At 43.5% G+C, this 14,863-nt stretch carries 10 protein-coding genes and 1 riboswitch; of the genes, 6 read left to right on the plus strand and 4 right to left on the minus strand.

Annotated features, from left to right (window positions below; all coding sequences use genetic code 11):
• Nucleotide 1 precedes the first annotated feature (1 nt).
• From E3D00_RS05825 to E3D00_RS05845, 5 genes are all read left to right on the plus strand, one after another.
• On the plus strand, nt 2-2,137 hold the full coding sequence (locus tag E3D00_RS05825; RefSeq protein WP_141460781.1) for a hypothetical protein: 2,136 nt from the start codon (nt 2-4) through the stop codon (nt 2,135-2,137).
• A 244-nt stretch (nt 2,138-2,381) separates the two neighbouring features.
• On the plus strand, nt 2,382-3,584 hold the full coding sequence (locus tag E3D00_RS05830) for an efflux RND transporter periplasmic adaptor subunit (RefSeq protein ID WP_141460783.1): 1,203 nt from the start codon (nt 2,382-2,384) through the stop codon (nt 3,582-3,584).
• Nucleotides 3,585-3,589: 5 nt separating this feature from the next.
• On the plus strand, nt 3,590-6,766 hold the full coding sequence (locus E3D00_RS05835) for an efflux RND transporter permease subunit (protein ID WP_141460785.1): 3,177 nt from the start codon (nt 3,590-3,592) through the stop codon (nt 6,764-6,766).
• On the plus strand, nt 6,763-8,217 hold the full coding sequence (locus tag E3D00_RS05840; RefSeq protein ID WP_141460787.1) for an efflux transporter outer membrane subunit: 1,455 nt from the start codon (nt 6,763-6,765) through the stop codon (nt 8,215-8,217). The genes E3D00_RS05835 and E3D00_RS05840 overlap by 4 nt, the downstream gene beginning before the upstream one ends.
• A gap of 12 nt (nt 8,218-8,229) precedes the next feature.
• On the plus strand, nt 8,230-8,583 hold the full coding sequence (locus E3D00_RS05845) for a hypothetical protein (protein WP_141460789.1): 354 nt from the start codon (nt 8,230-8,232) through the stop codon (nt 8,581-8,583).
• On the opposite strand, the gene pnuC is transcribed toward E3D00_RS05845, so the two are convergent.
• From pnuC to E3D00_RS05860, 3 genes are all read right to left on the minus strand, one after another.
• Entirely contained in the window at nt 8,577-9,143 is a 567-nt protein-coding gene (gene pnuC, locus E3D00_RS05850) for a nicotinamide riboside transporter PnuC (RefSeq protein WP_141460791.1), read from the minus strand. The two genes, E3D00_RS05845 and pnuC, sit on opposite strands and share 7 nt — an antisense overlap.
• On the minus strand, nt 9,130-10,284 hold the full coding sequence (locus tag E3D00_RS05855) for a phosphotransferase enzyme family protein (protein WP_141460793.1): 1,155 nt from the start codon (nt 10,282-10,284) through the stop codon (nt 9,130-9,132). Before E3D00_RS05855 ends, pnuC begins: the two co-directional genes overlap by 14 nt.
• A gap of 2 nt (nt 10,285-10,286) precedes the next feature.
• Complete coding sequence (locus E3D00_RS05860) at nt 10,287-12,680, minus strand: TonB-dependent receptor (protein ID WP_141460795.1); 2,394 nt, start codon at nt 12,678-12,680, stop codon at nt 10,287-10,289.
• Nucleotides 12,674-12,801: riboswitch (TPP riboswitch) on the minus strand. It overlaps the preceding gene by 7 nt.
• Before the next feature lie 101 nt (nt 12,802-12,902).
• Here E3D00_RS05860 and E3D00_RS05865 point away from each other — a divergent pair.
• Nucleotides 12,903-13,460 (plus strand): YdcF family protein, encoded by a 558-nt coding sequence (locus tag E3D00_RS05865; protein ID WP_246091373.1) that lies wholly within the window; start codon nt 12,903-12,905, stop codon nt 13,458-13,460.
• A 42-nt stretch (nt 13,461-13,502) separates the two neighbouring features.
• On the opposite strand, the gene E3D00_RS05870 is transcribed toward E3D00_RS05865, so the two are convergent.
• A complete protein-coding gene (locus tag E3D00_RS05870; RefSeq protein WP_141460797.1) occupies nt 13,503-14,762 on the minus strand; it encodes an AGE family epimerase/isomerase in 1,260 nt (419 codons plus the stop codon).
• Nucleotides 14,763-14,863: the final 101 nt, after the last annotated feature.

Genomic DNA, 14,863 nt, shown 5'->3' on the forward strand with positions numbered 1-14,863 from the left:
AATGAAAAGGCTAGTAATTGGAATATATATATCTTTATTTATGTCTCCTGCTTATGCCGGCGATATAAAGAGTGTGGCCAATGTATTGCCCCAAGGTTGGATGATTTTGAATCAGAGTAAAGTATCTTTAAAGCAAACAGTTAATGGCCAAGATAATACACTTTCAAAAGGTTTAACTGTAAATCATGATACTCCAACGGTTACCGGATTTTTGATACCTCTACAAAAAGAAACACCATTAGCTGCTTATGTGCGTGGGCAAGAACTTATTATTTTTCTAGATGGCAATATATTTTTAGATGAGAAAGAAATTAAAAAATTAATTTCTTCGTATGGATTTTCATTTAAAGTCGTAAATAACACAACAATTGTTATAATGAAAATTCCAGACCAAAAAAAAGTAAGTCTTGAATATATAGGAGGTGGTTTAGAAATATTATTTTCTCCTAATCTAGGAAATACAAAAGAATTTAAGATTGATGTTTTGAAAGAAAAAATCAGTTTTTCCACTGTGATTTGGAGGGGGGGTGAAAAAGTTATATCGCTCCCAGATCCCATAACAGGAAGACGTCTTTTATTAGGTTTATCTTATGAAGGGAAGGTTGTTCGAGGCATTAATCAACCTCTGTTAGGATTTAATGTATGGCCTAGTTTGAGGGGAGTAGTTGTCTCAAGCGATACAGATAAAGCAGATTTAAGTTTGGGACAAAATAGTTTTGTTTTTAAAATAAACAATTTAAAACATGGAGATGTAACACCTAATTCGTTTTTAAAGAGTTTGGGGGAAGAAGACCGTCAAAATATAAAAGCAAAAGCTTATCAAGACTGGATTAAAGTTATAGGTGCGACGTTAGGGCAGAAATTAAATGCTCGATTGAATTTAGCTCAAGTTGTAGCGCAAATGGCGAATGCTCCTTTATTGGTGAGTCTTTTAAAAACGGCAATCAATGATGAGCCAGAGAGTACTTCGCGGTTAGACGTGCAATATCTACAGAAAATAGCAAATGTTTTAAGTAGGAAAATAATTTTTCCAGAAGACCCTAATTTTTTTACTAATTCATCGAGTATTCAACTTTGGGTTGATATGGAGAAAGCTATTGTAGCTGAGGGTGCTGGGGATGAAAATAATAGGCAAAAAAAAGAAATTGCTCATGCGTTAGCTAAAAATATTCAGGAAATTAATCGTTATTCAGATTCTATAAAGAGAAATATTGTACCCTTTTTAGCGCGTTGGATTGCGCAGTACGGGGATGCAGAAGATGTTAAAAACTTATCTCAGTTGCCGCCATATCAGTCTGCCCTTCTTTTTAAGAGTATGACTGGCGATAACCGTAAAGAGATTAAAGATAATATACATAAACTCACTTATAGTAATTCGCCTGTAATATGGCCGATTGCTCGGGAAGAAGAATTGCGGATGAATTTAAAAGAGGGAAAAATATCGGGGGAAGAAGTTGTTGATAAATTAAATAAAATCACTCCAGCACTAAGAATTGCAGGAGAAGAGGAAAGAGCTGATATTTTAAAAATCGATGCTCTAATAAAAGATAAAGATTTTAGCGGAGCACTACAAAATACGTTAGAAGGGCAAAGTTTGTTTCATGATAAGTATTTTCCAAGTAAGGATCGATTATTAAGTGTATGTAACGGTATGGAAAAAGAGTTATTAAAGAGCAGTCAAAAGGTTATACTTGAAATCGATAATTTAAAACAATTATTGTCGCAGACTGCGGTTACGGATGAATGGCGAGAGAATATATTGAAAGCTTTGACGGCAAGGTATGATTTTTTGGGAATGGATCAGGAGAAAGAGGAAGTTAATCAACAGCTACAGCCGCTTCATCAGGATAATGATATAAAGCCGATAGACAATGAATTATTAGAGAATAAATTGAATAAAAATAATATTGATTATAATTTTGAAAAGCAGCTGTTATTAGAGAAAATACATAAGATAATGCTTTCTTCCAATAAAGAATTATCTCCTGAAGAAGAGGATTTAGTATTAAAATATACAGCATCCGTTCTGAAAAATGAGGATAAAAGTGAATTGGCAGAATTAAGTAAACTGAGTGATAGATTTTCTTCGTCTTCTTCTAGAGATTTATTTGTATTTTTAACACATAAGCAAAAATAGGAAGTATAATATAGGAAGTATAATATTGGTCATATAAAAATATAGGAAAGTGCTTTTAATCATATGAGGATAATAAATCCTATAACATTTAAACGATTTGTAAATGTATATTTATTGTGAGTATATTTCTTGTTGGTTGAGTTTGCATAGGAGCAATCTATTTCTTGAATTGACGGAGAGGGTAAAAAACGGTTAACTTCGACGATCAAGAAAATGTGAATTCCAACCGAGGATAGGCGCGTTTATGCCCTTTTTCCAAAGAAAAATACTAGATTTTGTAGAGGATGGGGCAAAAAAGAGCCGCTCTTTGGATGTTATGAAAAGGAGTGCTGTGCTCGGGGCTCTCCCTATCGTTTTATTAGGCTGCCATAAAAAAGTAGAAACCCCTAAGCCTCAGCCACAACCTGTTGATATTATTACATTACATACTCAAGCTGTTGGTTTAGAGACATCCTTGCCAGGGCGAATTGAAGCCTATGAGCAAGCGCAGATTAGGCCTCAAGTAAGCGGCGTAATTGTTTCTCGTGATTTTGAACAAGGAGCCGATGTTAAAGCAGGTCAGCAGCTTTACCAGATTTATATAGCCCCTTATCAAGCAGCTTACGATCAGGCGAAGGCACAATTAATGAATGCCCAAGCATCTGCTGTACGCGCAAGAGCCCAATTAAGACGCTATGGTCCTCTCGTTAAGGCGCATGCTGTTAGTTCTCAGGACTATGACAATACGTTAGCAGCGGCTCGACAAGCTGATGCACAGGTTGCTCAAGCAAAAGCAAGCGTTGAAGCGGCGACGGTTAATCTGAATTATACACATGTGCGCGCTCCTATTTCGGGGCGAATTGGTCGGACTTTATACACGGCCGGTGCATTGGTAACAGCTAATCAAACGCAGCCTGTTGCAGTCGTAACGCGTTTGGACCCTGTGTATGTAGACGTAAATTTAGCGGCTTCTGACATGCTGAGATTAAAGCGTGAATTAGCGAGCGGTCAGATCGAAAGAAAGGGTACAGATGCTGCCGCAGTTGGTTTGCGTCTGGAAGATAACTCTGAATACCCTCAGTATGGAAAGTTAGAACTCTCTGAGGTGACTGTTGATCCGTCTACAGGAACATTGGTCATTCGTGCTGTTTTCGAAAACCCTGATCATATTTTGCTACCGGGTATGTTTGTTCATGCCTATGTCCGTGAGGGTATTGACCCCAAGGGTATTTTAGTACCGCAAGAGGCCGTTCAAAGAGACTTCAAAGGGGCTCCCTTTGTGATGGTGATGGATAACGATCATAAAGTTCATCAACGTTCTATAGAAACAGTACGGACGATTGATTCCTCATGGCTTGTTAATAAAGGCGTACAAGCTGGAGAGAAGATTGTTGTGAACGGGCTACAGAAAATCTTGCCAGGTGCGGAAGTCTCTCCACGAGAAGTTTCTTCTGGGAAAGCAGAGTAAACGGTATGTCAATTTCACGGTTTTTTATTGATAGGCCTATTTTTGCTTGGGTAATTGGCTTGGTGATTATGCTGATTGGTGGGGTAACCATCACCCGCATGCCAATAGCTCAATACCCGAGTATTGCTCCCCCTCAGATTGCTATTTCAGTGATGTATCCTGGTGCTTCGGCTGAAACGGTAAATAACACAGTTGTTCGGCCGATTTTACAGCAAATGTACGGACTGGACCATCTTGAGTATTTATCAGCTTCTTCTTACGCAAGCGGTCAGATGGAGATTGATCTGACATTTGCGCAGGGGACTAACCCAGATATTGCTCAAGTGCAGGTGCAAAACAAACTACAACTTGCACAGCCTCGATTACCCACAGAGGTAACGGCTCAAGGGATAAGCGTCACAAAAGCGACTAAAAACTTTATGATGGTTGTAGGCTTCATCTCAACAGACGGGAGTATGTCTGGTGCAGATGTTGCTGATTATGTGGCTTCCAATATTTCTGATCCTCTTTCCCGTGTCAGTGGTGTTGGTGATCATACTTTGTTTGGTTCTGAATATGCGATGCGTATTTGGTTAGACCCAACCAAACTTTATAATTATAATCTGGCCATTTCTGACGTTCAAAGTGCGATTCAAACACAAAATATTCAGGTTTCCTCTGGTGAGCTTGGGGGGCTCCCCGCAAAGAAGGGAATTGGTTTTGATGCAACAGTGATAGGGCCAACGCGTCTCAGCTCACCAGAGCAGTTTGAAAATATTCTGATTAAAGTCCAGCAAGACGGCAGTCAGGTGCGGCTGAAAGATATTGCCCGTGTTGAGCTTGGTGCTCAAAGTTATGCTTTGTCTTCAATGTATAATAATCAGCCGGCTGCTGCTATGGCTATTAAACTGGCTCCTGGCGCTAATCAGTTGGAAACAGAAGCAGCTTTACGGGCAAAGATTGCTCAGCTTGAGCATTTTTATCCTCCAGGTTTGAAAACAATTTACCCATTGGATACAGAGCCTTTTATTACTCTTTCGATTCAAGAGGTAGTTGAAACGCTTCTGGAAGCTATTGCTCTTGTTTTCATTGTAATGCTGGTCTTCCTGCAAAACTTTCGAGCAACACTTATCCCAACGATTGCTGTTCCCATTGTTCTTTTGGGGACTTTCGGCATTATCCATGCGCTAGGCTACACGATTAATACATTGACAATGTTGGCGATGGTGTTGGCTGTTGGCTTGTTGGTTGATGATGCTATCGTTGTTGTTGAAAACGTTGAGCGGCTTATGTCGGAGAAGCAGCTTTCACCTAAAGAAGCTTCTCGTCAGTCAATGGATGAAATTTCTGGAGCATTGATTGGTATTGTTCTGGTCTTGACGGCCGTGTTCTTACCAATGGCTGCATTTAATGGCTCAACTGGTGTTATTTATCGTCAGTTTTCGATCACGATTGTTACGGCGATGTGGCTGTCGGTAGTCGTGGCTATGATTATGACGCCAGCTTTATGTGGTTCTATGTTAAAGCCGACGTCAGAGAAAAAGCGAGGCCCTGCTGCATGGTTTAACCGTAACTTTGACCGGATGACCAATGGTTATTTGAGTGGCGTTAAGTGGTTGGTAAATGGTCGAGTAGTCAGTGGTATTATCTATATCGCGTTAACGGCTGTTGTTGTGGTGCTATTTTTACGTATTCCAGGTGGGTTTCTACCTGATGAAGACCAAGGGTTGATCTTTGGTCAGGTCACGATGCGTAATAATGCGACAAGACAGCAGGCTGCCGCAGTAAATAAAAAAATCACTGATTATGTTTTAAAAACATATAGCCAGGATGTTGCTTCTGTTTTTACAATGACAGGGTTTAGTTTTGCGGGCCAAGGGCAAACGACGGCGGCGTTCTTCGTTCGTATGAAGCCATGGGATCAACGGCATGGGTTCGCTCATACAACCATGGCCATTTCGCGTAAGATTATGCAGCATTTCTGGACAGACCCAGATGCGCAGATTTTTGCTGTGAACCCTCCTGCTGTTCTGGAGCTCGGGAATGCAACAGGGTTCGATTTGGAGTTGGAAGATGTCGGGCACTTAGGGCATGCTGCTCTTTTGGCTGCACGTAATCAGGTTCTGGCAGATGCAGCAAAGGATCCTCTCCTGCAAGCTGTTCGGCCTCTTGGAATGGAAGATGCTCCTCAGTTTGTTCTGGATATCAACCGTGAAAGAGCAAATGCGCTCAGTATTAATAATGCTGATATTAATACCACTATTCAAGGCGTACTGGGGTCTATTTACGTTAACCAGTTTATGCGGAATGACCGTGTAAAACAGGTATATATCCAAGGTGATGCTTGGGCGCGTATGACCCCAGAGAATCTGAACTTATGGTATATTCGTAATAGCTTGGGTTCTTTGGTGCCATTTAATGCCTTTGCTTCAGGGCATTGGAGCAGTGGGGCACAGAAGGTTGAAAACTATAACGGTTCAAACTCCTATGAAATACAGGGCCAACCTGTAACAGGGTCTAGCTCCGGTGAAGCAATGGATGAGATGCGTAAAATTCTCAGTAAATTGCCGCAAGGCGTAGGATATGAGTGGACTGGCTTGTCTTATGAGCAGATTGCATCGAGTGGTTCTACAGGTCCTCTTTATGCGCTAGCCGGGATTATCATTCTGTTTTGCTTGGCCGCTTTATACGAAAGCTGGGCAATCCCGCTTGCCGTTATGCTTGTGCTCCCACTTGGTGTTTTGGGGGCTGTGATTGCGACGCTGACCCGAGGGCTTGATAATGACGTTTACTTCCAAGTGGGGCTGCTTACGACAATAGGTTTGTCTGTTAAAAATGCGATCTTGATTGTTGAGTTTGCCAAAGCCTTCTTTGAAGCAGGAAAATCATTAGAAGAGTCCGTACTTGAGGCGGCACGCGAACGTTTGCGTCCTATTTTAATGACATCGATTGCATTTGTATGTGGTGTGTTTCCTTTGGCGATTGCAACTGGGGCAGGGTCTGCTGCTCGTGTTGCCATTGGGACATGTGTCGTCGGTGGTATGTTTACAGCAACATTGCTCGCTGTTTATTTCGTACCGGTTTTTTTCGTCATGACTCTGCGCTTGTTTCGTGTGCAGCGTATTCGTGATCGTAAAGATCCATATGCTTATTTGGATGAAAAAAATCAGACATCCGATAAGCAGGGAGAACAAGGCGTATGAAGTTCCGTTTAAGTCTTGCGGCTTTTCTGATGCTTTCTGGTTGTAATCTTGCACCAAAGTATCAGCGCCCGACACAGCCCGTGCAGAATAGTTACCCAGATAATACGGGAGCCAAAAATGTTCCTGCTGCACAAAAGGCAGGCAATTTGGGGTGGGAGGATTTCTTTACAGATCCTCGGTTAAAAGCCCTGATTGAGTTGGCATTGAAAAATAATCGGGATATTGCCGCACAGGCTGCCGCCATTATGCAAGCAAGGGGGCAGTATGAAGTTCAGCATGCGTCTTTGTTCCCGACAATCTCTGCGGGGGGAGCAGGAATGTTCTTGTCTCCGTCTGATACGGGCGGATTTTCATTTGCTCCAGGGATGGGAAGCAGTGTTTCGACGCTGCGTTTTTATCAAACGTCTATTGGCTTTTCTTCTTACGAGATTGATTTATGGGGACGCATTCGTAACCTCTCTCGTGAGCAATCAGAAAATATTTTGAGTAGCTTGGAGAATGCTCGAAATGTTTTGATTACGACGGTGTCTCAAATTGCGAGTACCTATATTCAATGGCTCGCTGACCGTGAGGAGTTGCGTGTTACGAACGCAACATTGAAGTCCCAGAGTGATACATTACGCCTTGTTCAGCTTTCTTATGATAATGGCGAGACAGATGCGCTTACCTTGGCGCAGGTAAAAACACAGGTTGAGCAGGCCTCAGCCAATGCGGCTCAATATACACGGGCTGTTGCAGAAGATGAACATGCTTTGCAACTTCTTGTGGGTACGCCATTACCGGCTGATCTTCCACCTGCTGCACCGTTTGGACGACAAACGATGATTGCTGATTTACCAGCAGGTCTGCCGTCTGACTTGTTGGAGCAACGGCCTGATGTGTTGGCGGCTGAACATACTCTTGAAGGGGCGAATGCAAATGTAGGGGCTGCACGGGCAGCATTCTTTCCGCGCGTAACCTTGACGGCATCTGAGGGGACAAGCTCTCTACAGTTTAGGCATTTGTTTACGCCAGGTGCTGAAACGTGGTCTGTATCACCTTCGATTAGCCTCCCTATTTTTACGTGGGGCCAAAATGAAGGGAACTTGCACATTTCAAAAGCTAAGAGACTGCAAGACATTGCTCTTTATGAAAAGACAATGCAGACGGCCTTTAAGGAGGTGTCCGACGCGCTCACTGCTCGTGAGACCTATAAAGTTCAAGAGCAGCACATGGGAGAGCTCGTTACGCAGTCTCAAAAAGCATATGACTTAGCGAAGATGCGTTATAATGCGGGGATTGACAGTTATTTGACAACGTTGGAGCAACAACGCTCGTTGTATCAATCTCAACAGAGTGCCATTATGATACAAGCGGCCGGGTTCCAAAACTTAGTCACATTATATCGTGCTTTAGGTGGTGGGTGGAGCCAGAAAACAGTTGTGCCTAAAACTGGCAAGAATATGCCGTAAGGAGAGTATGTTATGCGTAAAGGTCTAATCTTTGCGATAGGTATGCTGGTTATTGCTGGAAGAGCCTTTGCGCAGGATGCGGGTGGAGGTGATGGTGACGACGCCAAGAAACCCAACATGCATGAACTGTTTAGAAACTCTGCAGTGCCAAAAAGCCATGCTGATTTTAGTCGGTTTAAATATCGCCCCATTGGGGACACGGTGATTGAGCAGCCTGATGCTTTTCGTTTGCTCTTCCGTACTCCTGATGGGCAGCCAGATGGCTATGCGGAACGTCGTGGCATGTCGGTGTTTTATTATGACCGTCATGGGAATATGACACATATACAGCCATTGCCAGAAGATGCTTTTTCCTCTCCTCAATAAAGAGAAGAGGCCTTGGCTCGCTGCCATTTTTTGTAGCCGACACAAGCCAGTAGTACGAAACACGCATACAGCAAACTGGTGATATAGAGGTTACGACTAAAGAAAAGTATGCTGTATGCTGTGTCAATTAAGATCCAAGCAAGCCAGTTGATGGTATACCGTTTGGCAGCCCAGAGTTGGGCTGTAATGCTGTAGCTGCTTAGGAGAGCGTCTGTAACAGGGGTGGGATCGTCTGTATAAGATGCGAGGTAGGCACTCCAGAAAGCCCCTATTATAAGAGTTGTAATATTTCCATAAATAAAACTCGATAAAGAAATTGATTTCACGTGGATAAGAAGGTGAGTATTTTTCTCTTCCTTCCAGTTGTACCACCCATACATAATCAGGATACAGAATATAATTTGTAAAAGGGTGTCTGCGTAGAGATGAATATTAAAAAATATCCCCCCATAGAGCACGGCAGCACAAAATGAGACGGGCCAACACAAGATTGAGCGTTTTGAGGTGAGCCATACGCCTAAAGCACTGAGAAAAGCAGCACAAATTTCAGTCCAAGACATGTTGAGATCCTGTGATAAGGATGTTTTTTAATTCTTCTAGAAAAGCTTGTCCCGTTGAGGAAGAAAACCACTCACCATGCCCTAAAAGATAATCATAATAAGCACTATCTGCGGAGAGGGAGTCTAACACGAGCTGGTCGTAATAGCTGACTTCGGACAAGGCAAATTCGAGATGTACGAGAGGCAGGAAATGAATAAGAAGGTGACACTCTGCCGGAGAGAGAGAGCGTTTAGACTGATAGCCTTTTAAGAAAGACTGGAGGCGATCCCAAGTGATAGTGTAAGTAGAACTGAGCCACGAAATCATTGTACGCTCAAGTGCGACGGCAAGATCATAAACAGTACATGTTTGATTGGACATTCCAAAGTCAAAAATCCCCGAGATAGAGGATGACGGTTGATTATTTTGCCAAAATAGGTTGGAGGGATGCCAGTCTCCATGCCCCCAGCATGATTGTATCGATGAGAGATACGGTTTGAGCTGATGGTGGAAAGGAAAGAAAAGAGCGATATCTTTACGCCAAGGATAACGTTTGAGAGTATCAGATAAGCCGGGTTGTGTCGGGATCCATTGCTGAAGCCCCGTCAAAAGGTCTGGCTGGGTAATGACATCAAAACACGAGAGAAGAAGCTGACCTGTTCGTTTAGGAGCGTGATATGTTTCAGAGGCTAAATGCAGTTTTGCAAGTTCTTTTCCTGCGGTGAAAGCATGCTCAACATTCAAATATGGCTCCCACGATTGAACGTTTCGATATAGATCCAATCCAGCAATGGGGCGGAAGATTTCATATGTCGAATGGTCAGATGAAACCGTTCTTGTGTGGTCACGTGTTAAAAGTGGTAAGTTTATAGGAAGATGGTGGCCTGCGAGGTGATGCATGAAGTGGTGTTCACTGCTCAGTGCGTTTTGATTTCTTAAATGGTTTGAATGTCTTTTGATAAAGAACGTGGATTGATCGGTTGTTTTTAGGAGCGCTGTTGCCGAAAAAGGCCTTTGACCATGCCACAGAATGTGATCAGGTGAGGTTGTAACGGAAGCAAAATGAGAAAGAACCGTTTGGGCCTCCTGAAGGGTGATTGCAGGCCAGTGTCGTTCTGATTGAATGCCTTTGACGCCAAACTGCCCTAAATGCGACGACATATTTAAAAGCCGGTTGAGGCTGTAAAGAGTGTCGCAAATCCACCTCCGATATAATAAGTCGGGGCATTGCCACTAAGGGTTGAGCCATAAATGCCCGTGGTCGTACGTGCGTTGAGTGTTGTGCTGGCAACGCCTGACAGGGAGTGTTGATTGGTAATATTTACAAAATTCAAGCGGAAGGTTGGTTTTTGTAGATGATACATATCCCCTAAACGGTATCCAATCGAAAGGTCTCCTGTTGTTCGGTCAGGCATACGCTCATCATTCATGAAGGATGAGAATTGATGAGCGGTATAATGGAGCGTTGCCATACCAAAGAGATGACCGTCATCATAGCTAAGCCCTACTGCGGCTTGAAGCGGAGGGCTCCGAACGGCTGTTTTTCCTTTTGTAGGAAGTAGATCTCCGTTGCTGGCAAGGTTATTATCAATGGTGGCATGTAGGTACTCCCCTGAAATATAAGGGCTGAAGTGATGCCATGGACGCAAGCCAATCTCGATGTCGACACCACGGGATGTTTGCCCCCCAGCATTGATTGTGGATTGAATGGGGGAGCCGTTTTGGTAAATTGTGGTGGAGATTTGACGGTTGGTGAAATTGTAATTGAAGAGTGTTAGGCTGCCAATAATCAAATTTCCTGTGCGGCGGTATCCTAGTTCTTCAGAAATAGAATATTCGTTCTTTATGCGTGATGATCCTGTTGTTTGTGTACTCCCCGAACTCGGGTCATAGGTATTATAGAGGGCGTTTTGGTCTGGTGCCCGAAAGTTGGTGGTTGCATTCAAGAAAATCTGATTATGAGAATCAATCCGCCAACGCATGCCCAGCCTTGGAAGAGGTTCCATGCTGTTTGAACCAACATTATATTGAGGGCCGGGCAGCTTGTTGGTGCCGTATCGGCTCATCATAACAGCTTTAAATCCTGCTTCGATGACGAGACGGTTGTGTAATAAAGAGGCCCGATCAGCAATGTAGATTGCGTTGGTCTGAGAGATCGTGTGGAAATTGCCTCCCAGTAGTCTCATGCCGTTTGATAAATGAATAATATCGTGGTGGTTTTCAGCCCATATGTCAGGCGAATATCCTGTTGTGGAAATTGGAGAAAAGGACTGCTGCTCATTATCATCTCCATAATCATACCAGTAACCTAAAATAGCTTCGTTCCATTTGGTTTTATAATGAAGGGATGTGTTGAAGCCGGAACGATAGCTGCGTTGTGTATAATTAGCGCGAACAAGTGCCGTGCCATCTTGCGCATTCGGTAGATCAAGATTGTCGGAAATGGGTTGTGTCCCGTAATAAAGCCCGGATTCCGATAAGGTTGAGCCAGCAGGAACGTTCCCATAAGCCATCTGGCTGTAAGGCGTTGCATTTAAACTAAGGTGGTTTGTTAAGGTGAAATGAACGGGAGCTCCAACATAGAGTGTCCGCTCAGGGGCGCGATATAAGCGCCAATAGTTTGTGGCTTGGCTCGGGTTGGAAGGATCAAAGGTTGCAGAAAGATTATTGCTTCCATGGATGGAATTCGCTTTCCAGCTTTGCATGGAGACAAGGCTGTAATAGCTGGTAATGGCCGTATTAAAGGAGCCTAAAAGACTGGCGTGATTTCCGTTTCCCCATTCTTTTAGAAATTTGAAGTCAACATGTTGTCGGTGGTCACGCCCAGGCCCTCGCCAGTTGTCACTTGCTGCTTGAGAGTAGGATATGAACCCTCTTACTCCGCTCTGCCCGATATTACCGGTATTAAGGCGTATAAATTCTCGGTTGGTATTATAGGAGCCATAAGAGGCACTGGCATATCCGCCTGCATGTTTACTTGGATTGAGGAAGGTTAAGCTCATAAGGCCGCCTGCGGCGTTTAGAACTGGACTATCAAGGTCGGCAGATCCTTGTGCGAGAGCGACTTGGCTATAGTTTTCAGTGTCGGCAAACTGGTTAGGGTAGCCAGAATAATAAGCAACATCATTTAAAGGCATGCCTTCCAAGACATACCCAATAGAATCATTATTGAGGCCACGGACGGTTAGGTTTGTGTTGGGAGAAAACCCAAAAGGATCTGATGTTGCGACATTCGCACCCGGCAGCATCGCAGCAAGTTGGTAAGCTGTCGCCATAGGAGGTTGTTTATCCATATAATCACGGCTGACAGTACTGACAGAGCGTACGCCATTCTCAATTTTAATGAGACCTCCCCCTGGCTGATGGCCGGGTGCTCGATCTGATGTGCCATGAACGGAAATATGCTCTTCTTTGGGAGGAGCAGAAGATGTGTTGTGTGTGGGCACGGTATTGGCAAAAGAAGAGGTGCCACCGAGCAGAATAGTTAAAAGCGTTATATGGCTTTTATGGACATGAAGTGAGCGTATAAAAAAGTGATAATAACGATGATCTGACATTCTTTTCCCATCCCTCCGCCAGTATGATCTGGATCAGGTTCTATGGGTCGCTGCGCTAAGTATCGATGAGTATACTTCAGCAAGCTCTCAGTCTCTTGTCGAGACGCCCCAAGGTTGTTGTGTCCTTTTCATAAGAAAGGTTGTATTGTCAATATTATGTCTCTGAAATGCGTTTGATTTATTTGTATAAGAACGTTGATCATATCATTGTTGGGAAGCAGCGTGCGTTACGGCCTATATATTTGTTTATTGAGTTTTTCTATACTTGCGACGTGGATGGCTGTTATTGCTGTTAAAGATATAAGAACAACTCCTGAGCTTTCTGATGTGGCTGTAATTTTTGGCACAGCCGTAACCGCAGAAGGGGAGCCACGCTGGGCGTTGCGTGAACGTTTAAAGACCGGGCTTTCTTTATGGAAGAATAAAAAAGCTACGGTGCTCATGGTGAGTGGGGCGATTGAAAAAAAGAATCATAACCAAGACGAAGCGCAGATTATGGCGCATTGGCTTGAAAAAGAAGGCGTTCCAGCACAAGCTATTATGATCGACTCACACGGCAATAACACATGGTGTACAGCACAAAACACAGCTCGGTTTTTTCCTCACAGGCGTCTCATTGTTGTAACACAATGGTTTCATGTTGCTCGAGCACGATGGGCTTTGTCACAGTTTGACTTTCAGCATATCTCAGCAGCTTATCCGCGACATTTTAAGATAATTGAAATATGGTATTTATTTCGTGAGGCAATTGCTTGGCCTGCCTACATGCTTTTGAAATAAAAGGGGCACTACCCTAGTGGGAATAGGGCAGTGTATTTGGTTTTAAAACTGAACGCCAATTTGTTTTATAGCAGTTGCAAGAGAAGGCGCTAAAGGCATTAAAGGAGCTATGGTTGCTTGATATGCGTGATAGAGATCCGCTTTGCCTTTATAGATTTTTTCAGACGGTTTCCCACTAGGAGAAACTTCGTTAAACCAGCTCCCATATTCTCGGTCGACTAAAGTTGTATCAATATAATCCCAGAATGTACGGTACCAGTATTCATATTTGATATTTCCGGTGCGTTTGAACAGGTTGATAGCAGCAGTTAATGCCTCGGCCTCAACCCAATGGGCGCGCTCTGTGACATGGGGTTTATGTTTCCAATCAACCGTGTAAACAATCCCGGGTTTTCCATCTGCGGACCAGCCAGCGTTAATACCCGTTTCAAATAAGGATTGCGCATCATGGAGCATCCATTCAGGAGCTTTTTCACCGCGTCTTAATAAAGCAGCTTCCAGTTTAAGGGTAAGATGAGCCCATTCAAAAAAGTGCCCAGGCGTCATGCCATATGGGCGCAAACTGTCATAAGGTTCGTCTTTATTATAATCTTTTAACAGTTTCCATTGGCGATCGAAGTGTTCAGGCATGGCAAAGCCTTGCTGAGAGGCTAATTCATGAACAAAACGAGTGACAATTCTGAGAGCGCGGTGTAGCCATTTGACATCACCTGTTACATCCGCCAGCGCCATGAACGCTTCTGTGGAATGCATGTTACTATTTGCGCCTCTATAATTTTCTTCATCCGACCAATCAGCGGCAAAGCTTTCACGCATCACACCTTCTTCATCTGACCAGAAGTGTGTTTCAATTTGATCAATGGCATCACGGAGAAGCTCGTCTGCTCCATCAATGTCAATAAGAGTAGCAGATGAAGCCCCAAGAGCCACGAACGCATGCAAATAGGCTTGTTTTCGATCTTTGGGTTTATTGGCAAAATGTTTCCACCCGCCATTTTTTGTATCTTTCAGACTTGTCCGGAGAGCCTCAACGCCATGAGATGCAAGCGAATGACTTCCCGGAATACCCTGTAAAGCAGCTACAGAATAAATATGTATGGCACGTGCAGTGAGGGTCGCTTCACCTCTTGCTTTGCTGGGAAGTTCACCTTTCAGGCTTAATCCAGAAAACCCGTCGTTTACTTTGGCTTTTTTATCAAAATTTAGGAGCTTACGGCCCATATTGGAAAGCCATAAGCGATGAGAGGCATGGCGAATATAAGCTTCATGGCTTAAAAGGGTAGGCGAAAGACGATCGGACATTTTCCCTCGGGAGAAAAATAAAAATTATGGAAATAATTATAAAAAGAAGTCGTTATAGCCAGAGAAGTTTTTCACATCACTAAGAGTTGTTTTCTCAAGAA

Source organism: Swingsia samuiensis (genome assembly GCF_006542355.1).
In the GTDB taxonomy this organism is placed as follows: Bacteria; Pseudomonadota; Alphaproteobacteria; order Acetobacterales; family Acetobacteraceae; genus Gluconobacter; species Gluconobacter samuiensis.

Coding starts and splice junctions, on each gene's coding strand:
- E3D00_RS05845 (WP_141460789.1), top strand. CDS start 8,230: ATGCGTAAAGGTCTAATCTTTGCGATAGGTATGCTGGTTATTGCTGGA.
- E3D00_RS05860 (WP_141460795.1), bottom strand. CDS start 12,680: ATGTCAGATCATCGTTATTATCACTTTTTTATACGCTCACTTCATGTC.
- E3D00_RS05835 (WP_141460785.1), top strand. CDS start 3,590: ATGTCAATTTCACGGTTTTTTATTGATAGGCCTATTTTTGCTTGGGTA.
- E3D00_RS05830 (WP_141460783.1), top strand. CDS start 2,382: ATGCCCTTTTTCCAAAGAAAAATACTAGATTTTGTAGAGGATGGGGCA.
- pnuC (WP_141460791.1), bottom strand. CDS start 9,143: ATGTCTTGGACTGAAATTTGTGCTGCTTTTCTCAGTGCTTTAGGCGTA.
- E3D00_RS05840 (WP_141460787.1), top strand. CDS start 6,763: ATGAAGTTCCGTTTAAGTCTTGCGGCTTTTCTGATGCTTTCTGGTTGT.
- E3D00_RS05870 (WP_141460797.1), bottom strand. CDS start 14,762: ATGTCCGATCGTCTTTCGCCTACCCTTTTAAGCCATGAAGCTTATATT.
- E3D00_RS05825 (WP_141460781.1), top strand. CDS start 2: ATGAAAAGGCTAGTAATTGGAATATATATATCTTTATTTATGTCTCCT.
- E3D00_RS05855 (WP_141460793.1), bottom strand. CDS start 10,284: ATGTCGTCGCATTTAGGGCAGTTTGGCGTCAAAGGCATTCAATCAGAA.